General features: G+C 41.6%; 25 protein-coding genes. 2 read left to right on the top strand and 23 right to left on the bottom strand.

The features are described 5' to 3' along the window. Positions 1–6: 6 nt before the first annotated feature. From AC4G3N_RS10340 to AC4G3N_RS10280, 13 genes are all read right to left on the bottom strand, one after another. A complete protein-coding gene (locus AC4G3N_RS10340) occupies positions 7–1386 on the bottom strand; it encodes an NADH-quinone oxidoreductase subunit C (protein WP_491090133.1) in 1380 nt (459 codons plus the stop codon). Beyond that, positions 1387–1899, bottom strand: coding sequence for a NuoB/complex I 20 kDa subunit family protein (locus AC4G3N_RS10335; protein ID WP_066109280.1), 513 nt, complete (start codon positions 1897–1899; stop codon positions 1387–1389). Beyond that, entirely contained in the window at positions 1890–2270 is a 381-nt protein-coding gene (locus tag AC4G3N_RS10330) for an NADH-quinone oxidoreductase subunit A (RefSeq protein WP_066109283.1), read from the bottom strand. The genes AC4G3N_RS10335 and AC4G3N_RS10330 overlap by 10 nt, the downstream gene beginning before the upstream one ends. Positions 2271–2901: 631 nt before the next feature. After that, positions 2902–3309: a F0F1 ATP synthase subunit epsilon gene (locus AC4G3N_RS10325; RefSeq protein ID WP_066109289.1), complete on the bottom strand. Its 408-nt coding sequence runs from the start codon at positions 3307–3309 to the stop codon at positions 2902–2904. 28 nt (positions 3310–3337) lie between these two features. Beyond that, positions 3338–4759, bottom strand: a complete 1422-nt coding sequence (atpD, locus tag AC4G3N_RS10320) for a F0F1 ATP synthase subunit beta (RefSeq protein WP_066109291.1) — start codon at positions 4757–4759, stop codon at positions 3338–3340. A 60-nt stretch (positions 4760–4819) separates the two neighbouring features. Further along, positions 4820–5677, bottom strand: coding sequence for an ATP synthase F1 subunit gamma (gene atpG, locus AC4G3N_RS10315; RefSeq protein ID WP_066109294.1), 858 nt, complete (start codon positions 5675–5677; stop codon positions 4820–4822). Positions 5678–5712: 35 nt separating this feature from the next. After that, entirely contained in the window at positions 5713–7221 is a 1509-nt protein-coding gene (atpA, locus tag AC4G3N_RS10310; RefSeq protein WP_066109298.1) for a F0F1 ATP synthase subunit alpha, read from the bottom strand. A 24-nt stretch (positions 7222–7245) separates the two neighbouring features. Further along, positions 7246–7782 (bottom strand): F0F1 ATP synthase subunit delta, encoded by a 537-nt coding sequence (locus AC4G3N_RS10305; protein WP_066109301.1) that lies wholly within the window; start codon positions 7780–7782, stop codon positions 7246–7248. Continuing rightward, entirely contained in the window at positions 7779–8303 is a 525-nt protein-coding gene (gene atpF, locus AC4G3N_RS10300) for a F0F1 ATP synthase subunit B (RefSeq protein ID WP_066109304.1), read from the bottom strand. The genes AC4G3N_RS10305 and atpF overlap by 4 nt, the downstream gene beginning before the upstream one ends. A gap of 143 nt (positions 8304–8446) precedes the next feature. Beyond that, complete coding sequence (atpE, locus tag AC4G3N_RS10295; protein ID WP_066109752.1) at positions 8447–8653, bottom strand: F0F1 ATP synthase subunit C; 207 nt, start codon at positions 8651–8653, stop codon at positions 8447–8449. A gap of 57 nt (positions 8654–8710) precedes the next feature. Then, the gene (gene atpB, locus AC4G3N_RS10290; protein ID WP_066109305.1) at positions 8711–9421 is read right to left on the bottom strand and encodes a F0F1 ATP synthase subunit A; all 711 of its coding nucleotides are present in this window, start codon (positions 9419–9421) and stop codon (positions 8711–8713) included. A 7-nt stretch (positions 9422–9428) separates the two neighbouring features. After that, positions 9429–9809 carry an ATP synthase subunit I gene (locus AC4G3N_RS10285; RefSeq protein WP_491090132.1) on the bottom strand — a complete coding sequence of 127 codons (381 nt, stop codon included), beginning with the start codon at positions 9807–9809 and terminating at the stop codon, positions 9429–9431. A 426-nt stretch (positions 9810–10235) separates the two neighbouring features. Continuing rightward, complete coding sequence (locus tag AC4G3N_RS10280) at positions 10236–12425, bottom strand: S8 family serine peptidase (RefSeq protein ID WP_140461891.1); 2190 nt, start codon at positions 12423–12425, stop codon at positions 10236–10238. Positions 12426–12641: 216 nt separating this feature from the next. On the opposite strand from AC4G3N_RS10280, the gene AC4G3N_RS10275 reads away from it, so the two are divergent. After that, positions 12642–13229: a hypothetical protein gene (locus AC4G3N_RS10275; RefSeq protein WP_066109314.1), complete on the top strand. Its 588-nt coding sequence runs from the start codon at positions 12642–12644 to the stop codon at positions 13227–13229. Positions 13230–13420: 191 nt separating this feature from the next. On the opposite strand, the gene upp is transcribed toward AC4G3N_RS10275, so the two are convergent. The 10 genes from upp to spoIIR all read right to left on the bottom strand — a co-directional run bounded on the left by upp (position 13421) and on the right by spoIIR (position 21137). Continuing rightward, positions 13421–14050 (bottom strand): uracil phosphoribosyltransferase, encoded by a 630-nt coding sequence (gene upp / locus AC4G3N_RS10270; protein ID WP_066109318.1) that lies wholly within the window; start codon positions 14048–14050, stop codon positions 13421–13423. Between the two features lie 499 nt (positions 14051–14549). Then, entirely contained in the window at positions 14550–14690 is a 141-nt protein-coding gene (locus tag AC4G3N_RS10265) for a hypothetical protein (RefSeq protein ID WP_175354322.1), read from the bottom strand. Between the two features lie 150 nt (positions 14691–14840). Then, positions 14841–16082, bottom strand: a complete 1242-nt coding sequence (gene glyA / locus AC4G3N_RS10260; protein ID WP_066109321.1) for a serine hydroxymethyltransferase — start codon at positions 16080–16082, stop codon at positions 14841–14843. Positions 16083–16189: 107 nt separating this feature from the next. Next, positions 16190–16759 carry a TIGR01440 family protein gene (locus AC4G3N_RS10255; protein WP_066109323.1) on the bottom strand — a complete coding sequence of 190 codons (570 nt, stop codon included), beginning with the start codon at positions 16757–16759 and terminating at the stop codon, positions 16190–16192. Positions 16760–16781: 22 nt separating this feature from the next. After that, the gene (gene rpiB / locus AC4G3N_RS10250; RefSeq protein ID WP_066109324.1) at positions 16782–17219 is read right to left on the bottom strand and encodes a ribose 5-phosphate isomerase B; all 438 of its coding nucleotides are present in this window, start codon (positions 17217–17219) and stop codon (positions 16782–16784) included. 48 nt (positions 17220–17267) lie between these two features. Beyond that, a complete protein-coding gene (locus AC4G3N_RS10245; protein ID WP_139892078.1) occupies positions 17268–17711 on the bottom strand; it encodes a low molecular weight protein arginine phosphatase in 444 nt (147 codons plus the stop codon). 78 nt (positions 17712–17789) lie between these two features. Continuing rightward, a complete protein-coding gene (locus AC4G3N_RS10240; RefSeq protein WP_066109327.1) occupies positions 17790–18350 on the bottom strand; it encodes a manganese efflux pump MntP in 561 nt (186 codons plus the stop codon). Between the two features lie 53 nt (positions 18351–18403). Next, a complete protein-coding gene (locus tag AC4G3N_RS10235) occupies positions 18404–19456 on the bottom strand; it encodes an L-threonylcarbamoyladenylate synthase (protein ID WP_066109328.1) in 1053 nt (350 codons plus the stop codon). 171 nt (positions 19457–19627) lie between these two features. Further along, on the bottom strand, positions 19628–20062 hold the full coding sequence (locus AC4G3N_RS10230) for a GNAT family N-acetyltransferase (RefSeq protein ID WP_066109331.1): 435 nt from the start codon (positions 20060–20062) through the stop codon (positions 19628–19630). A gap of 262 nt (positions 20063–20324) precedes the next feature. Then, positions 20325–21137, bottom strand: a complete 813-nt coding sequence (gene spoIIR, locus AC4G3N_RS10225) for a stage II sporulation protein R (RefSeq protein WP_306821554.1) — start codon at positions 21135–21137, stop codon at positions 20325–20327. 133 nt (positions 21138–21270) lie between these two features. Between spoIIR and AC4G3N_RS10220 the strand changes: the two genes are divergently transcribed. Beyond that, a complete protein-coding gene (locus AC4G3N_RS10220; RefSeq protein ID WP_257469086.1) occupies positions 21271–21642 on the top strand; it encodes a DUF2500 domain-containing protein in 372 nt (123 codons plus the stop codon). Positions 21643–21702 lie beyond the last annotated feature (60 nt).

Here is a 21702-nt window from a genome sequence, read left to right as displayed (position 1 = left end):
GCCCTCCTACACCTCCACATCATCATACTGCTCATAATCCTTGCGCAGTGGATGACCAACCCAGTCTTCCCCGAGTAGTATTCGCTCTAAGTTCGGATGGCCTGTAAACGTTATGCCCAGCAAATCATATATTTCTGACTCTGCCCAATTTGCACCTATCCATAACGGCACGACAGATTCCAGCTCTGGCTGCTCTCGATCCACCTTGACCTTAATGACAATTTCACGCTGATATGGAAATGAATACAAATATAAATATACCTCGAAATGGGTGACAAAGTCTGTTCCGTGAATCTCAGATAAATAATTAAACTTCAGTTGCTCATTTTTTCGTAAAAATTCGAGAGTTCGATAGTATGCTTCCTTTTTTAAAACAATCGTTGGTACATCCTTAGAAAGCCTATTAATATAAGCATCTTCCAAAATTTCAGGTCCAATATTGGTTTCCAGTATCGTTCGATAGGTATCAAGCAGGGATTGATTTGGAGATGGCGCTTCTTCTGATGCAGGTGCGGATGTTTTTTCGGCAAGTTTTGATTTCGCCTTGGCTGCTGCCGCGGCTTTTGCCTTTGCTACTGCAATTGCTTTGGCTTTTTCTGTTTCTTCTAGTGGTTTGGTGGATTCGGTGTCTCCCTCTGTCCGTTTTTGCTTCGCTAATGCAGCTGCCTTTGCCTTGGCTGCGGCTGCCGCCTTTGCTTTCGCGAGGGCGATGGCTTTTTCTTTTTCTGTTTCCTCTGACGGTGTGGCGGATTCAGAGTTTGCTTCTCCATCTGTGCGTTTTTGCTTCGCCAATGCTGCCGCCTTTGCTTTGGCCGCTGCTGCCGCTTTTGCTTTCGCGAGGGCGATCGCTTTTTCTTTTTCTGTTTCCTCTGGCGATGTGGTGGATTCAGAGTTTGCTTCTCCCTCTGTTCGTTTTTGCTTCGCCAATGCAGCTGCCTTTGCCTTGGCTGCGGCTGCCGCTTTTGCTTTCGCGAGGGCGATGGCTTTTTCTTTTTCTGTTTCCTCTGGCGGTGTGGCGTTCTCGGAGTTTGCTTCTCCCTCTATTCGTTTTTGCTTCGCTATTGCGGCTGCTTTTGCCTTGGCTGCGGCTGCCGCTTTCGCTTTCGCGAGAGCGATGGCTTTTTCTTTTTCTGTTTCCTCTGGCGGTGTGGCGTTCTCGGAGTTTGCTTCTCCCTCTATTCGTTTTTGCTTCGCTATTGCGGCTACTTTTGCCTTGGCTGCGGCTGCTGCTTTTGCTTTGGCGAGAGCGATATCATCTTTATCTTGATGGGGATCTGCTTTAGGTGATTGCTCAGAGGATTGCTTTTCAGCAAGCTTTTGTTTGGCTGCTTCCTTCGCCTTTTCTGCTGCCTCTTTCTTTTGCTGGGATAAGTCTTTTTCGCTCAACTACAACACCTTCTTCCCAGTTTTCGCCTCATATTTAATCTTTTCCTTCAATTTATTGATTCCATATATGAGAGCTGCAGGATTGGGAGGACATCCTGGTATATAGACATCAACCGGCACTATTTGGTCGACTCCCTTCACTACACTATAGGAGCGCACATATGGACCTCCTGCGGTAGCACAGGAACCCATCGCGATGACCCACTTCGGTTCAGGCATTTGGTCATACAGTCTTCTTAAAATAGGAGCCATTTTCTTTGTCACAGTCCCTGAAACAATCATGACGTCTGATTGACGTGGAGATGTACGAAAAAAGGAACCAAATCGATCAACATCATAATGCGAGGAACCAACAGCCATCATTTCAATAGCACAGCATGCCAGTCCAAATGTAAGTGGCCATAGGGAATTTCCTCTCGCCCATCCCTTTACCTGTTCCAATGTTGCCAAAAATATCGTACGTTGCAGTTCATCCTTCTCCCTTGGAGAGAGCTCTTCCAATTTTAATTCCATTTCAGCACCTTCTTTTTCCAGGCATAAAGTAATCCAAGTACAAGCATCAACACAAAAATCAGCATTTCAATTAATGCAAATACGCCTAATTTTTCATAGGCTACCGCCCATGGATAAAGAAATACGGTCTCTACATCAAATAAAACAAACAGCAGGGCAAAGATATAATAACGTACATTAAATTGAACCCTTGAATCATGAAAGGGCTCCAAGCCACTTTCGTAAGTTGTACCTTTTGCGTCGGTAGGTTTGTGAGGTCTTAATAACTTCCCTAAAGACAATGCTACAATTGGAAGCAATATTCCAAGGCATAAAAAAACCAGAACGATTATATAATTGTTCTGATACCAATGTAGTGATGCCAATCTCATCCCCCCATTTTCCCCACTAAAATTTTCTAAATATTCAATATGTAACCGTATACATTATAACATTCTGATATATACGTGTCGATATGATATGGTGATTTTGGTCATACCACTTTTATCTCAATTTTATTGGATAGGTGGGGATGATAGGTGACTCATAGGTAGTTGATAGCAGAGCTTTCTACGACCTTTCACACACCTTTGACCGACCTTTACCCCGGTATAGGTGGGGTATAGGTGCCTGATAGGTACCCCAGAGCTCCTTTCCCCCACCTTTCACATACCTTTGACCGACCTTTACCCCGGTATAGGTGGGGCATAGGTGCCTGATAGGTACCCCAGAGCTCCTTTCCCCCACCTTTCACACACCTATGACCGGCCTTTACCCCAGTATAGGTGGGGCATAGGTGCCTGATAGGTACCCCAGAGCTCCTTTCCCCCACCTTCCGCATACCTATCACCGATCTTTCACCCATCTACCACCGACCTATGACCGACCCAACAGCAAGAGACAAAGTCCTCTCATCCCACTTGTTCCATTCTTCCTTCCTCATATCCTATATATATTTCTCATTTGCCAAGTTATGTACAAAAAAACTCCAGGGGCCCCTCTCCCCTGGAGTTTATTCAACGTTTAACGTTGTCTTTGTTCAGCAATATCTAGACGGTTTAAAGCACGCTTAAGTGCCAATTCAGCACGATGTGCATCAATTTCAACTTGTCTGTCTTGAAGTCGTCTTTCAGCACGTGCTTTAGCCTGTTTGGCGCGAGCAGTATCAATATCTTCAGCACGTTCAGCTGACTGTGCGAGTATGGTTACTTCTTCACCGTTGACTTCCATGAATCCACCGGATACAGCAACCCATTCTGTATTGTTACCCGTTTTTAAACGAACGGAACCGATATCAAGTGGAGCTACCATTGGAATATGTCCGGCAAGAATACCAAGTTCCCCCGTTTTTGCTTTCGTACTGACCATTTCTACTTCTTCATCCAACACAGGACCGCCAGGAGTAACTACAGAAACTTTAATCGTTCTCATATATGCGCCCTCCTATAAGATCCTTCGGTTAAGCCTCAACGCCCATTTGCTTAGCTTTTTCTACAACATCTTCAATGCGTCCAACTAGGCGGAATGCATCTTCAGGAAGGTTGTCGTATTTACCATCAAGGATTTCTTTGAAGCCTCTAACAGTTTCTTTAACTGGTACATAAGAACCTTTTTGACCAGTAAACTGTTCAGCTACGTGGAAGTTTTGAGATAAGAAGTTTTGAATACGTCGTGCACGGGCAACAACTAATTTATCTTCTTCTCCCAATTCATCCATACCTAGAATGGCAATAATATCTTGCAACTCTCTGTAACGTTGTAATGTAGATTGAACGCTACGGGCAACTTCATAGTGTTCTTCTCCAACGATTTCAGGAGAAAGCGCACGGGAAGTAGATGCCAACGGATCCACCGCTGGGTAAATACCCATTTCAGAAAGTTTACGCTCAAGGTTTGTTGTTGCATCTAAGTGGGCAAATGTTGTAGCCGGAGCCGGATCCGTGTAGTCATCGGCTGGTACGTAAATTGCTTGAATAGATGTAACAGAACCCACGTTAGTGGATGTAATACGTTCTTGTAATTGACCCATTTCTGTAGCCAATGTTGGTTGGTAACCAACGGCAGATGGCATACGTCCAAGCAGGGCAGAAACCTCTGAACCGGCTTGTGTGAAACGGAAGATGTTATCGATGAAGAAAAGTACGTCCTGACCTTGTGCATCACGGAAATACTCAGCCATTGTCAAACCTGTCAAGGCAACACGCATACGTGCACCAGGCGGTTCATTCATTTGTCCGAAGACCATGGCTGTTTTCTTGATAACACCGGAGTCAGTCATTTCGTGGTAAAGGTCATTTCCTTCACGAGTACGTTCTCCAACGCCTGCGAATACGGAGATACCACCGTGTTCTTGGGCGATATTGTTGATTAATTCTTGGATTAATACAGTTTTACCTACACCGGCACCACCGAACAATCCGATTTTTCCACCTTTGATGTAAGGTGCAAGTAAGTCTACTACTTTGATACCTGTTTCAAGGATCTCAACTTCAGTAGATAACTCTTCAAATTTTGGAGCTTCTCTGTGGATTGGATCTTTTTGATAGTTGCCTTCTAAAGGAGCATCTAAATCAATTTTTTCACCCAATACGTTGAATACACGACCAAGTGTTATGTCTCCAACCGGTACAGAAATTGGTGCTCCTGTATCGATTACTTCTGCATTACGGACTAATCCGTCTGTAGAAGCCATTGCAATCGTACGAACCGTATCATCGCCTAAGTGAAGAGCAACTTCCAAAGTAAGGTATTCTGCCTCATCAGCAGGCGCTCCTTTGGAAATGTTGATCTTCAGAGCGTTATAGATCTCAGGTAGTTTGCCGTTTTCAAATCTAACGTCGACAACCGGACCCATGACTTGAGTAACGCGTCCTATGTTCATTCCATTCCCTCCTATTTACTCTATGCCGTGTGAATGTTCGAATCTATATTTCCATTTTATCTATTCGAGTGCAGCGGCTCCGCCGACAATCTCGGTAATTTCTTGTGTAATTGCAGCTTGGCGTGCACGGTTGTATGTCAATGTTAGAGAGCCGATAAGCTCAGAAGCATTATCAGTTGCACTCTTCATTGCTGTCATCCGTGATGCGTGTTCGCTTGCCTTACCATCCAACAATGCGCCATATATTAAACTCTCAGCATATTGTGGCAGTAACACTTCAAGAATCTCTTCCTGGTTTGGTTCGAATTCGTAAAGTGTAGCTACAGCATCGCTTTCTACACTTCCAAGAGGTAAAAGTTTAGTTTCCGTTACTTCTTGGGAAATAGCACTAATAAAGTGGTTGTAGTACATATAGATTTCGTCAACAGTTTCGTCTGCGAATAACTTTACCGTACTGGCGGTTATTTCTTTAATGTCATCAAAGCTTGGCTGATCAGACAATCCGACCATTTCCTGGATAACGTTCATACCGCGGATACGGAAGAATTCACTTCCCACCCGCCCAAGAACGATAATACCGTATTCATCCGGGGATTTATGGCGTTCATTGATTGTCTGATAAACTTTTCTTAAGACACTACTATTATATGGTCCAGCTAATCCGCGATCGGAAGTGATAACCAGATATCCGGTTCTTTTCACAGGACGAGTGACCAGCATCGGATGAGATGCATCCGAGCTTCCATTCGCAATGCTCGCTACGACCTCTTGGATTTTCTCCATGTACGGTACAAAAGCTTTCGCGTTTGCTTCGGCACGATTCAATTTGGAGGCGGAAACCATTTGCATGGCTTTTGTGATTTGGCTCGTCTTTTTCGTTGATTTTATACGCGCATCTATATCACGTAATGATGCCATTTCTTCTCACCATCCTTTATTAAATGCCTATCCTGTTATTCCGATACAACAAATTGTTTTTTAAATTCAGCGATTGCTGCTTTCATATCCTCTTCTTTTGGCAGATCGCCAGTAGTGCGGATATGTTCAAATAATTCGTTGTGGTTACGTGCAGTCCATTCAATGATTTCAGCTTCAAAACGCCTGATATCAGCCAATGGAATATCATCTAAGAATCCACGAGTCAAGCAGTATAGAATTAATACTTGTTGTTCTACACGCAATGGCTTATGAAGATCTTGTTTTAATACTTCAACTGTACGTTGACCACGATTTAATTTCGCTTGAGTTGCTTTATCCAAGTCAGATCCGAATTGGGAGAATGCTTCAAGCTCACGGAATGATGCCAAGTCCAAACGTAGAGTACCGGCAACTTTTTTCATTGCTTTAATTTGCGCTGATCCACCTACACGGGATACGGATAGACCCGCATTAATCGCAGGACGTACGCCGGAGAAGAATAAATCAGATTGCAAGAAGATTTGTCCATCTGTGATGGAGATAACGTTTGTTGGGATATAAGCGGAGATATCTCCAGCTTGTGTTTCAACGAACGGTAATGCTGTGATTGAACCCGCACCAAGTGTGTCGTTCAATTTAGCAGCACGCTCCAATAGACGGGAGTGCAAGTAGAATACATCCCCTGGGAATGCTTCACGGCCTGGAGGACGACGAAGCAACAAGGAAAGCTCACGATATGCTGCTGCTTGCTTAGATAAATCATCATATACAACAAGAACATGCTTGCCTTGGCGCATGAAATATTCACCCATTGTTACCCCACTGTAAGGAGCCAAGTATAGCAATGGAGCTGGTTGAGATGCAGATGCTGAAACAACGATTGTGTAATCCAATGCACCATGCTTACGGAAAGTTTCAACTGTTCCACGAACTGTTGATTCTTTTTGACCGATTGCTACATAGATACAAATCATGTTTTCATCTTTTTGATTCAAAATGGTGTCAATCGCTACAGATGTTTTACCTGTTTGACGGTCACCAATGATTAATTCACGTTGTCCACGTCCGATAGGAACAAGGGCATCGATCGCTTTAAGACCTGTTTGTAAAGGCTCGTGTACAGACTTACGATCCATTACACCCGGTGCATTGTTTTCGATCGGTAATGTTGCAGTTGTAGCGATTGGACCCATACCATCAAGTGGTTGTCCAAGAGGGTTAACGACACGTCCGATAATAGCCTCACCTACTGGTACTTCCATGATGCGGCCTGTACGGCGTACTTCGTCTCCTTCTTTAATGTCGCGGAAAGGACCGAGGATAATAACACCGACGTTATTTTCTTCCAAGTTTTGCGCCATACCAACTACACCGTTTGAGAACTCAAGCAGCTCTCCGGACATGACGTTGTCCAATCCATGAACACGCGCGATACCGTCACCAACAACGATTACGGTGCCGACTTCACTCATTTCTATATCAGATTGATAGCCTTCAATTTGTTTCTTAATCAGCGCGCTGATTTCTTCAGCTCTGATGCTCATGAATTTCACCCCTAACTTCTAATATTAACCCAGCAAACGACGTTCCAAGCGTTCTAGCTTACCTGAGACCGTACCATCAAAAATACGGTTACCGATTCGCAGCTTGATTCCACCCAGAAGACTGCTGTCTACGATATTTTCAATGCGCAGTGCCTGTTTTCCAATTTTTTGGGCAAAAACCTTTGAAATGCCTTCTTGTTCCTGCTTCGTTAAAGGACGGACAGAATAAACTTTAGCATCGACTACACCTGTGTATTCGTTTACTAATAAAATAAACTCATCTGCCAAAGTCGCCACAATATCCTCGCGATGACGGTCTACAAGAATCATTAACAGGTTTTGAATAGATGGAGACATAGTAGCAAAAGCCGTTCTTATGGCGTCTTTTTTGCTCTCCATAGATACCTTTGGATGCTCAAGGAATAAAGTAAGCTCCTTGTTTGATAGAAATACTTCCTTCAAAGTCCGCATTTCGCCTTCCAAACGGTCTATTTGATTATCTTCCTTGGCAATTTGGAAAAGAGCATCTGCATAGCGTTTTGCTACAACTGTATTACTCATCGCTCTTCTCCTGCCTCTTGAATGTAATCGTTAATCAATTTTTGTTGATCAGCTTCACTAAGTTCTTTTTCAATCACTTTAGACGCAATTAGAACAGACAAGGATGCAACTTGCTCACGAAGTTGAACCATAGCTTGTTCTTTTTGCTGTTCAATTTCACGTTTCGCTGACTCTTTCACACGTTCAGCTTCCTGACGGGCAACAACGATGATTTCTTCGCGTTGTTTTTCACCATGTTTCTTAGCCTCTTCAATAAGAGATAAAGATTCCTGGCGAGCTTCTTTCAGCATAGTACGTTGTTCTTCTAACAAAGCAGCTGCTTCTGCACGATTCTTTTCTGCTACTTCAATTTCACTCGCAACATGTTCTTCACGTTGTTTCATAATGCCCATAAGAGGACCGAATGCGAATTTTTTCAGTAAAAGCATCAAGATGATGAAAGCGACTAATTGGAAGATGATATCTCCCGTATTTAGACCGCTATGCGCTGCAGCTCCAAGTACCAAATTATTAAATAACACCCCTATTTCACTCCCTTCAGAAGTCTTTACGGCTTGCTTTTTTATTGCATATACGTTTAAACCGTGAACTCACGGCCGGATTTTAGTAAACATAAAGGAATGGCGAAGATAATCCCTAGATTCTCCGCCATCAGTATTGTCAATTACATTACCATGAACGCGATAACAACCGCGATGATAGGAATCGCCTCAACTAAAGCTACCCCGATGAACATTGTAGTTTGAAGCATACCACGTGCTTCTGGTTGACGTGCAATTCCCTCTACTGTACGAGATACGATCAAACCATTACCAATACCTGCTCCAAGAGCTGCTAAACCGATTGCGATTGCTGCTGCTATAACTCCCAAATCCATTATGAAGTTCCTCCTTTAATTTGTATAACTATAGTTAAATTTTTTATATTATTAATGGTCTTCGCTGACTTTGTGGGCCATGTAAACCATTGTTAACATCGTAAAGATAAATGCCTGGATTGCTCCGATAAATATACTGAAACCTTGCCATACAATGGTTGGACCAATAGCAAGGGCACTGCTCCAGAAATCTGTTGCAAGAGATCCCGCCAGTAGGCTGAGTAAGATTTCACCCGCATAAATATTACCGAATAGACGCAAGCCCAGTGTGAGGGTATTCGCGAACTCCTCAATAATCTTAAGCGGAAATAAGAACGGCATAGGTGATACAAAGTTTTTACTGTACCCTTTAAAGCCTCGCATTTTGATACCATAGAAGTTTGTAAGGACTACGATCATTACTGCAAGGGTTAAAGCGACTACTGGATCGGCTGTTGGCGACTTCCACCATAGGTCTCCGTTATAAGTAACTGAGAATGGAAGACCAAGCATATTTGAAACAAATATGTACATGATAAGCGTCGTTCCAAGAACTAAAAAGCGCCCGCCAGTGTTCCAGTCCATATTGCTATTAATAATGTTTCTGACGAAGTCAATGACCCACTCCATAAAGTTCTGCATACCAGATGGCTTAACTGCCAATTTTCTTGTCGACAGTACGGCGATTAAAAATACAATCACACTTGCGACCGTAATCATCAGAACGTTACCAAGATTAAAAGTAAGGCCCATTAATTCGACTGTAGGTGCTCCATGATTCAATCTAAATTCACCTCTTTTCCCCCCGCCTTATGTTATGGATTGTTAAATCTATCATAATGACAAGGTAACCCGTCATTAATCCCAATACGACAAAAAATACATTAAATTGATTAGGATATCGCATAGCAATGGCGACAGCTAAAACTGCAGCTGCCATTCTTGAGATTGTCCCAAGTGATTTCATGCTGCTTCCCTCAAGCACTTTCTCACCTAATTGAGCAGTTTTTCTTGATAAAAGCCAAATATTATAAATACCAATTATACTGCCAAGTGTCATTCCCAAGGCTTCTGTTTTATAAGGGGTTACTCCCCATAGGATAACATAAATGGATAATAAGGTGAACGTGTACCTCAGATAGCGTCTGAAAACAATGTGGACTTCTAGCATTTGAATAGGTTTCTCCATTAAGAGTTATTTGAACGGATAGCATATACACCTTTCACTAACTAATCCGATCAGGAGACAATAAGGGGTTCCAATTGTTAGCGATTATGATTATAGCCACCTACCAATAAAATTCCGATAGTATTGGGCCGATCAATTATAATAAACCGGCAGACATTGTAAATCGTTGCAGAAAAACACTGCGATTATTATTTTGTATCGAATCAACTCAGATATGTATATTAGAGGTGTATAATCAACACAATTGACAATATAAATGGAAAATTGTCTGTCAATTTGAAAACCCTACCATTTATACCCTATGTAAGAATACAATAGGCAAAAATGATTGTCAATTCAGATAGGTGTGAAATCCATTACCTATACTAGAATAAATTATCAATTATGTTAAAAATAAGTGTATAAATTTCATTCTAACTGAAATTTCAAGTAATTTGTATTCTTAAGCACTACTTTTTGATGGTCTTTTTCAACTTCTGTCACAATTTCGTAATAATTTGAGAGGATATTTTCCGGTAAGTCGACTTTTTGTTTAAGTACCCCTCTTTTAACACCTTTCACTTCTACTAGATCTTTTATGTAAAGAAGTGAATCTGCATTATACAAGGTAAATCTTACAGAATCGGCACCAAACGGTAAATAAACACTTATTTCCATCTTGCGATCGCCTTTCTCTTGAACAACCTCTACCCCTTCAGCAATTGGGTAATCAGGTTTCGTCATTGCAAAAATGTAAGGGATCTTGCGCACCTTATTTCTTCCCGCTTCATTGAGGTATAGATAACCATCATCTAGTTCACTTTTCTCTTTCCAATTATCCAATTCAAGCTGAACTTCCAGTTTCTTCTTTTGGCCTCCTTCAAGTACAAAAGCTAACGGCAGTTTCCATGTCATAAATCTTTCCTTACGTGGAATAGAAAAATAATATCGCTTTTTTCTACTACTTCTATTTTCTACTACTATATTCGCTTTATACATTCGACCATTGGTTGCCATGCCAAAAGTTACAGATGACGGAGCTAAAAATGTATCCTCTTGCAGTGCATCCTTCACATTTACCCGACCAGCTCCCTGTTCAAATGTATGATATATTTCATCCTTATCATTTTTCAACGATATAGCACTGGTCATTAAAGCCGATTTGATTTTTTCTGGGCTCCAATCAGGATGAACCTCTTTAATCAATGCACACACACCCGCCACATAAGGAGCAGCCATACTCGTTCCTTGCAAAGAAAGATACGTTCCGCCCGGTATCGTACTTTCAATTCTCACACCCGGTGCTACTACATCCGGCTTTATCGCTATGCTATGAATAACCGGACCTCTTGAACTAAAGGAGGCTAATTTCTCTTTTTCTTCTATATCAATTGTCCTACAGGTGAGTTGTCCATTTTCCAGAGCCTTTTTCATTTTTCGCCCATCTTTTTGCGAAACGGTGATTACGGGAATTTTTGAATTCATTTCGAGAGAAGCGCTTAATTCACCAGGTTCATTATTAAAAATAATTACACCCAGAGCTTCGGCATTCACTGCATTTTTTACTTTATCTTTAAATGATATTACTCCCCGCTCCACTAACACAATTTTATTTTTCGCATTGATATTTTCGTAATTCTCCCTTTTACCAAGGCCTGCATAAGTCATGATCATAGAATGTGAAAAATCCCACTCGGGGGAGCCTGCTGTTAATTGAAAATCAATGTCCGCCCATGGTTTCGTAAAATTCAACCTCTTCGATTTACCTGCATCTGAACTTGCCCCTACACTGATCGCTCCCCCTGATGTCCCAGGCGTACCTACCGTCCAAATACCCGGTCCATCATTTCCATTTGCTACAACAGCCACTATTCCCTTTTTAACTACCTTATCGAGCGCTTTACTTGTAGGAAGATCCGGACCATTCATCGTATCTCCCAAGGACAGATTGATAATATCCATCTTGTCCTTTACCGCTCTTTCTATTGAAGCAATGACTTGATCAGTTGTTCCGTATCCTCCCGGCCCTAGTGCTCTGTATGCATAAATGCTTGCTTCAGGAGCTATCCCTTTCATTTTTCCATTAGCCGCAATAATTCCAGCCACATGCGTCCCATGAATGGTTGCTTTTTTAGAGCTCCCCATCGTCTCCATTGGGTCCTCATCTTGATCCACTAAATCATAGCCGCCTTTATAGTTTGCTTTAAGATCAGGGTGCCTATAATCAATTCCCGTATCAATCACTCCGACCTTTACACCTTTGCCCGTAGCCTGAATTGGCTGGTTGAATTGAAGTTGCGGCTGACCTTTTGGCAGAGAATTCTTTTTAATAGTAGCTTTAATTGGACCCGATAGAAAAATAGCTGAAACTGATTCTTCCTTTTTTAATCTCGGTATTAATATAGAAGGTACGCTAGCAGAAAAGCCGTTGCACACTAAATTGAAATAATAGCGCGGTTTGATTGCTGGATACTTTTCTATCAGCTCTTTCGCCACTCGATGAGCTGATGTGTCTTTTACTGTTTCAATCATCACCACCTCTATATCCTCAGCAGAACTATGTGGAGCATATACTATTAATTGAATAAATATGAAAGCTCCAATTAAAATTTGCTTCAATGATTATCACATCCTTGTTTTTAGAATGGATTAACGGCAGTCTCTTATGCATGTAAAAATAAATAGTGGTTGTTCTGTGTTCTCCATTTTCGGGTAATGGATTGATTCTCCTGATTACAAAAAAATGAATGTCCACATTCTTCCTGTTTGTATGTTAAATAGGTCTGGGTATGAGTGTCAGGTATATGAGTAATTTAAGTTAGGATGTGTAGAGTTATGTTTGGTCTGGCCGATCTTACGTCATTAGTGATTTCTGCCTTTATCATCTTGCCTGTCGTTGTTTTTCTTCGGGAGACAGGCTATCTGTTAGTCAGCTGGTTATTTGGCGTAATCAATCCGAGACTTACGATTGGTTCCGGCCCCCGTATCAAAAAAATTGGAATGATCGATATTCGCAAATACTACCACTTATATAGCTGGTTTTCGTATGATGAATTAAAGCGCAAGAGTAAGTTTGCTTACATCTGCATCTATCTAGGTCCGATTTTAATGAACCTATCCATCGCCCTCCTCATCAACTTTTTAATTGCCAACCATTTTATTGAGGAGTTCAAGACATTTTGGGATCGCTTTGCTTTCTATGCGATTTATTATGTTCTGTTTGACGTTATACCAATGCATACAATTAACGGAAAACCTAATAATGGTATGATCATTTATGAAATGATCCGTTACGGAAAAAGGGTTGATTATAATAATGAATCCTTCCTTCCGGCCACATCAGAAGTCGAGGAACAATATCAGGAAGAAATAAAGAGAATTCAAGAAATCAAAAAAGAGCGCGATGAACATTTAAAATCTTAGGCTTTTAATGAAATCAGTTCTGCTATCACAGCATATTTTTATGCCTGAATAGCATATGCTGGAATCCTTAAAGCGGTGTAGTTGAGGTATCGCCCAGAGAACTTACTTGATCTAAGACGAGTCAATTATCCGCAAAAAAAAGAGGTATTCATCAGTCAGAAACGGCTGATGAACACCTCTATAAATTATCTTTATTTTGTTCCGAACAATCTGTCGCCCGCGTCACCTAGACCTGGAACGATATAGCCGTGATCATTCAATTTTTCATCAAGTGCAGCGATGAAAATATCGACATCCGGATGGACTTCTTCCACTGCTTTAACGCCTTCAGGCGCAGCAACTAGACAAACGAATTTAATATTTTTTGCCCCGCGCTTTTTGATTGCGCTAATGGCATCGACAGCAGATCCACCTGTCGCAAGCATTGGATCAACTACAATAAATTCTCTTTCCTCTACGTCAGCAGGAAGTTTTACATAATACTCAACTGGTTTCAATGTTTCTGGATCTCTGTATAAACCTACATGTCCAACTTTTGCTGCCGGAATAATTTTAATCATGCCGTCAACCATACCAAGACCAGCACGTAAAATAGGGATAATGGCTACTTTTTTACCCGCAATTGTTTTAGATGTTGATTTGCTGACTGGCGTTTCAATTTCCACTTCTTCTAACGGGAGATCTCGGGTGATTTCAAAAGCCATTAAAGTAGATACTTCATCTACCAATTCTCTGAATTCTTTTGTACCCGTATTTTTATCACGGATAAATGTTAACTTATGCTGTATTAACGGATGGTCAAACACATAAACTTTTCCCATATGGATCTCTCCTCACTTTTATGTTCCTATTTTTGCACTCGTTTTATTGTACAGAAAATTCTCCATTAGTTCAATTAAGTTTCTGTATGCCAAAATCTACCGCATTCAAGGTTTATTTAATCTAGCTTCAACAGCTAGAAGCTCAGGACATAAGCATGACCTCTGCAGGAGGGAAGTACACCTCCTTCCGAGATCCTGTCTTATACTCCTCGCGGGCCTACAGGATGTAGGTCATGAAGACGTTGCCACAGGACGTGGCGATTTTAGTCTTCGTTCCCTAAATGAGTTTCAGCTTTTTATTCAATCTAGCTTCGGCTCCTAGCTCCTCGAGGTCATAAGTGTAGCCACTACGGGAGGAAAGAGCGCCTCCCTACGTGCCTCCTCTTATGCTTGTCGGAGCTGGGCAGTCGCCTCAGCTTTTTAGTCTTCATTAGTTTTTTAATAAAACACGATTCTATACCTTCTTCTCTATTATCCACTTTTTAAAGTGTTAAAATCGTTAAAGAAACGTAAATGGATGTGAAATTTCCGTGAATTGAGCGGAAATGAGAATTAATTGAGCCAATGCGGCAATTATTCCAGCCAATTTTAATATTAATTCAGCCGAACCACGGATTTTACCAGCCAAAACACTCCTCATTCCAGCCATTCCTAAATTTCCAGGCTCATTGATCCCCATTCAGCATCGTTTTGCCCAAACCATATAAAACGACATGTTATACTGCCAAACATCATAAAAAGAGGTGTCAATAAGTCCTATCAGACTCACCAACACCTCTTCTATTCACCCTTAATACTCAGGGTATAATTCATATTTTCCAGATAGCTTAGTCACTCGCTCTGCAGCTTCTTTCAGTTTCTCTTCGTCCTCATGGTTCTTGAGGGCGAGACTGATGATTGCCGCGATTTCATCCATATCCTCCAATTTGAATCCACGGCTTGTAACAGCCGCTGTTCCAATACGAACCCCACTCGTTACAAATGGGCTTTCTGGGTCAAATGGAATCGTATTTTTGTTCACTGTAATACCAATATCGTCCAGTACCTTTTCTGCTACTTTACCAGTTAAGTTGATGGAGCGGACATCGATTAATAATAAGTGATTATCTGTACCGCCTGAAACGAGCGTAAGTCCTTCCTTCTGCAGACTTTCACCAAGGCGTTTTGCATTCTCTATAATTTCCTTTGCATAATCTGTAAAGGAATCCTGAAGTGCCTCGCCAAATGCCACTGCTTTTGCAGCAATTACATGCATTAGAGGTCCTCCCTGAATACCAGGGAAAATGGACTTGTCTATTTTCTTGGCAAACTCTTCTCTGCAAAGGATCATTCCTCCGCGTGGTCCGCGCAATGTCTTGTGAGTTGTCGTCGTGACGAATTCCGCATAAGGAACTGGACTTGGGTGCAAACCGGCTGCAACAAGCCCTGCAATATGAGCCATGTCCACCATTAAATAGGCGCCTACTTCATCTGCAATTTCACGGAATTTCTTGAAATCAATTGAACGTGGATACGCACTCGCACCGGCAACAATCAATTTAGGCTTACATTGGATTGCTTTCTCTCTAACATCCTCGTAATTTATAAGATGGGTTTTTTCATCAACACCGTATTCAACAAAATTGTATTGGATTCCGCTGAAGTTTACAGGGCTTCCGTGAGTTAAGTGGCCTCCGTGGGATAGGTTCATTCCAAGTACCGTATCTCCTGGATTCAAAATCGTAAAGTAAACAGCCATATTTGCTTGAGCGCCTGAATGTGGCTGTACGTTTGCATGCTCCGCGCCAAATATCTTTTTGGCACGTTCCCTAGCCAAATCCTCAACTACGTCCACATATTCACAGCCGCCGTAATAGCGTCTGCCTGGATATCCTTCCGCATACTTATTCGTAAGCACGGATCCTTGAGCTTCCATTACTGCTTCGCTGACAAAGTTTTCTGAAGCAATCAGCTCAATCTTACCGCGTTGTCTGTCCAATTCTTGTTGAATTGCATCAAATACTTGCGAGTCTTGCTTTTGCAAATGCCTCATCTTATAGCTTCCTCCCTTTTCGTCAAAACGGACAAATCTTCAATTTAATCCCTTCAATTCTAGCACGAAAAAGGACAATAGTCATTTATTCCATTGACGTATAATTCTTACATTTCTCTAATATTTACTCTATCATATTGAGCTCTCGGCCCACCTATCAGTTTCGGCCGGGTCATAGCAAATGTTACATGCGCCTTCCCAATCTCTCTAATCGCTGAACGCAACGGGACTGCAACATGCTTCAGATGCATTCCAATCATTGTATCCCCAATATCGATGCCTGCATCAGCACAAATATGCTCAACCACAACTGCATTCTCGAAATTAGCAAATGCACAAGCGGCCAATGCTCCACCCGCATTCCGGGCAGGCACAACTGATACTTCATCCAGATTATATTGAATAGCTGTCTTTCGTTCAATAATCAGAGCCCTATTAATATGTTCACAACCCTGAAAAGCCAAGTAGACTCCCTTTTGTTTAGAAAAATCATATATGGCCTCAAAGATTGCTTGTGCCACTTCCATCGTCCCGCTTGTACCAATTCGCTTTCCGATTACTTCACTTGTACTGCAGCCAATTACCAACAAACGGCCATTCATCGGAAAATGAGCTTCCAAATCTTCGAGAATGGCAGTCACCTGAGTTTTTATTTCTTTTAAATTAATCTCACTCATTCTTCTACTGCCCTTCTAAGATTTATTTTTCTGCCTCAGCTATTTTTCCAATCCGTGTTTCATGGCGGCCGCCTTCAAATTCCGTTGTCAGCCAAACGCGGGCAATTTCTCTGGCTAAACCAGGACCAATTACACGCTCTCCCATTGTTAGTACGTTACTGTTATTATGAGCTCTTGTAGCTTGGGCACTAAACATATCATGTACCAATGCTGCACGAATTCCTTTTACTTTATTCGCCGCGATGCTCATTCCGATTCCAGTACCGCAGATCAAAATCCCTCTGTCAAATTCTCCTTTTGCCACTCTTTCAGCAACAGGCAACGCATAATCCGGATAATCAACAGATGTTTCACAATCGCATCCAAAATCCTCATATTGAATCTCAAGCTCTTCCATTAGGTTCATAATTTCTTTTCTTATATTTATTCCACCGTGATCTGATGCAATGATAACTTTCATGGTAACATGGCTCCCTTCAATTTGAACTGCACAGTTTCTATCCTAAATCTAGTCTTTTAATTTTTCCACAAGCTTTTTAATCCATTTAGATAATTCATGGAAAGTTTGCTCATATACTTGTTCATTACCCCCGAATGGATCTGAAATATCTCTGTTCCCAGGATCGTCACTTACAAATTCCTTTAATGTAAACGTCTTTTCAATCGCCTGAGGGTAATGCGAAGCAATTAACTGCTTATGGCCTTCTGTCATCGTTAATACATAGGTTGCCCACTCGATGTCTTCTCCTTTTAATGGAGATGAGGCATGGTCCTGCACAATTTTGTGTTTATCAAGTACCGTAACCGTATACTCAGATGCCGTTTGACCCCCATAGGCATAAACCCCTGCTGATTTTACTTCTATATCAGACAGATTATAATTTCGCAAAATAGCTTCTGCCATAGGACTTCGACATGTATTTCCTGTACAAACGAATAAAATATTCTTCAACGTATTTTCCCTCCTGTCCCCATTATAGAATATTTACGGACAATAAAAAAATGTATCAGATTAATCTGATACACATCTTTATCCATGCAGGTGCAGGATGATCTTTAACCCAACCGCAAACATGATGCTCCCCCCAAAAACAAGGCTGTATTTGCCGAGATATGTATGTACTCTTCTCCCTAACAACAACCCTGACACCGTCAAGAAAAAGGCGGCAAAGCCAAAGCACAGGATGGTCATCAGCGCTCGGGATCCCAGCATTCCGAGGCTCAGTCCAACTGAGAAACTATCCAAACTGACACTTATCGCAAATAGAATCAATCCTGTTCCAACTGGAGCCACAACCGTTTCACCTTTACCCTGAATTCCAGTGAGCAGCATTTGCAAGCCAAGAAATAGTAATAAACCAGCACCGGCGTATGAGGCAAACAATCCAAACTGAGCGGATAATAACTTTCCTGAAAAGATACCCAAGAGCGGCATCCACACATGAAAAATACCAACAGTAAAACCAATGATGAGTACTTGCTTAAGCCTCAGCTTGTACGATCCCATTCCCAATCCAATTGAGAAGGCATCCATTCCGAGTGCGAAAGCCATAAAAAGCAGGCCAAAAAATTCAACCATCGTTTGTTCCATCCAAGTAACCTCCCGGGACCAGCCTAAATAAACATATGCCTGTCCCGGATCAATTAGAACTTGTCTTGTGTGATGATTCTTCCTCCTGCCGCTTTCTTCAAGCGATTCATGATTGCAATCCCAATCCCATCCTCCGGATACACTTCTCCGAAAATTAGATCTGGCTGCTCTTTATCAAATTGGCGCAGCACTCCATACATTTTTTCAGCCACAGTGTCCAGCTGCTCACGGCTTCCGCCAGTAATAATAACATCAGCTTCATACAAATGGGCATGTTCGTCAACCGTGTACACACCCACTCGCTTACCTAAGTCCCGCTCTTCATTTATTAATGTTTGGATAAACTGAGGGGTACCCTCAACCAAGGTCAAAGGGGCTTTCGGTGCGTAATGTGTATATTTCATACCGGGAGCTTTCGGTGCATCACTGTCCTTCACCAAGCCAGGGTCCACAGACACTTCACCGACTACCTTCTCCAGTTGTTCACGCGTAATACCACCAGGTCTAAGTATTTGCGGAATACTGCCAGTCACATCAAGTACTGTTGATTCCAAGCCAACCCCAGTTGGACCTCCATCCACGATCCCAGCAATTTTACCATCTAAATCCTCGCGAACATGCTCTGCTGTTGTCGGACTTGGTTTACCAGACAGATTTGCACTTGGCGCGGCTGTGGGACAGCCCGCCTTTTTCAGTAAATCCAATGCCACCGGATGATCCGGCATTCGGATCGCTACTGATGAAAGACCTGCTGTTACAACATCCGGGAACACGCCCTCTTTCTTTTGGAAAATTAGCGTCAACGGACCTGGCCAAAATTGTTCCATTAGTTTATCTGCGACTGCAGGAATTTCTCCCACCAATCCATGAACCTGTTCCTTTTCTCCAATATGGACGATTAAAGGATTATCACTCGGTCTTCCCTTCGCCTCATAAATAGCTGCTACAGACCCTCCAAGTAAAGCATTTGCTCCAAGTCCATAAACCGTTTCAGTCGGAAAAGCAATCAGCTCTCCGGCTTTCAATTTTTGGGCCGCATCCATCAATTGTGGATAACCCTCTTCTTTATCCACAATTTTATCCACTGTCCACATTTTTGTTTCCACTATTATCACCTGCCACCAATCTACAACATTCTCTATAAATTACTTATTAAATAAGGATTCCTCGACATTTTTCACAAAATCACCTTGCAAGTATAAAAGAATTTATACAATAAAACAAGCTTTATCCACAGTCTGTGAATAAAGCCAATAAAATCGTGGATAATTTCATCCTTATAGGGCTCTTTCCATGATATATGTTTCGTTTATTGTCCACACCTTTTCCACAACCGAGGAATCTCTTACGTCTTTAGGAATCTCCCCGTTTTTCACTCTTTCAAATTGAAGAGCCTCAAAAAATCCTAACGCTTGCAGTTTATTCGATATCAGAAATATCTTTTTCAACCCTTTTTCCTTTGCTAAAGCCAAGATCGTTTCAAACAGGGCAGGTACTTGCACCTGAGCCTCCTCTTTAAACAGAAAAGACCTAAGCACCCCATAATCTCCACATGGCTCCAGACCAATCATTCCTTTAATAGAGCCTTCTTCTTTTAATAAAACAAATTTTCCTGAACTAATGTCTTCATGATGCAGCTCAACTCCTTGAGGTGCCGCAAACCGCTCAATTCCTTCAATATCGGTACTTTTTGATATAGATAAATAATACACCTTCTATTCTCCCTTCACTATCAAATCACAACTACTATATGGATATGAATTAATAGGGAAAATAGAACCGGATCAGGCTGATTATCCGGTTGGCTGCTATTTTGGCAAATTCAGCTGAATTCTATGCCAGTTCGGCTGAATTCTGTTCAACTTCGGCTGGTATTTCCCAGTTTCCCGCTCTATTCTGAAACCACTTCGGCTCCAGCACAACACTTCCTATTTGTACTTTTAACTTGATTTGCTCCGAGTACTATTCTGTTTCTCAAAACAAATCCTTCAAGATCTCTTTTAAAAAGAATTTCACCTTAACCGGCTCTTCATCCTGATTTTCATAAACAGGAGGGGCGATATCTTGTCCGGCTTCTTCAGACTGGTTCTCGTAATCCATTTGCGTTTCTTGATCTTCTGCCTTTTCAATCGATTTATCCGTTTGGGCGGCAGTCTTAATCGGTTGTATTTTTTGATCATCCGTTTGCGTTTGTTCTGCAGTTTCCTCGTTCATACTATTATTAACTGGCTCAACTTCTTCAGCTGACTCTTCATACGCTGAATCATTTGCTACAGCTGTTCCGCTGTTGAAATCCAGAAAGCATAGCGGCGGGAAAAGGACGCACCACCAGTTCTCACCTTGACCCTCACCCAATGTGATTTTAATAGCTTCATACTTGCCTGCCGGATATAAATATTGTCCATATAGCTTAGTTGGAAAAACAGTTTCACCAAAATCAACCTGTATCTTTTGTACATTACCTTCTTTGACCATAACATCTTCAGCTATAGCTTCTATATCAGACAAACGGGAACCAATCACTTTTCTGGCTTCCTCAATTGAAGTTAATTCTGCTACCCATTTGTTAATTTCTTTATTGACCTCATCCCTGATGGATCGTTTCAATTCCTGGTCAGCTTCTTTATTACTGTTTGCTAAGATCCGTAAGCGGATCGCTTCATTCGGGATTACTTGAACCTCTGTTTCTGTCGCAGAAGAACTGTTTTTCGGTGTAATCATTCCAGTCATTGTTGCCGCACAAAGTAATACAATATATATTAAAGGCAAATATTTTTTTGCCATCATCGTAAACACCGTCCCTTCACTTACAAACAGTGTGGACAGTTTTTTTCTATCTTAAACTATAATTATCTGAATTTTATTTCTACTGCGTTTTATTTACCGCATTCTTGAAATTAAGGGAAGGGAGAGTATAAAAATGGATAATTTTATGATGGATGATGGTGGGTTCTTTGGCATTTTTTTAACTGGCTTTCCAATCATCTTTGGTATTATTTTTATTTTAGTCATTGGCACTTTTCTATTTATTATCATCAAAAGCCTATCTAAATGGAGTCATAATAATAAACAGCCCAGGCTGAATGTAGTTGCTAAGGTTGTCACCAAACGATCAGAGAGCAGAGGAAGTGACAATTCGTCCAGTACCTGGTATTATGCGACGTTTGAGATGGAAAGCGGCGACCGAATGGAATTGACTTTAAGTGGAAAAGACTACGGGATGTTAGCAGAAGGAGATATTGGGAATCTATCTTTTCAGGGCACACGGTATCTCGGATTTTTGAGAATCTAGCTTCGACTCCTAGCTCCTCGAGGTCATAAGGATAGCCACTACGGAGGTCAACAGGACGTT

Source organism: Bacillus sp. z50, assembly GCF_058313585.1.
Note: the sequence above shows the minus strand (reverse complement) of the source record. Positions and strands in the feature narration are given on the sequence as shown.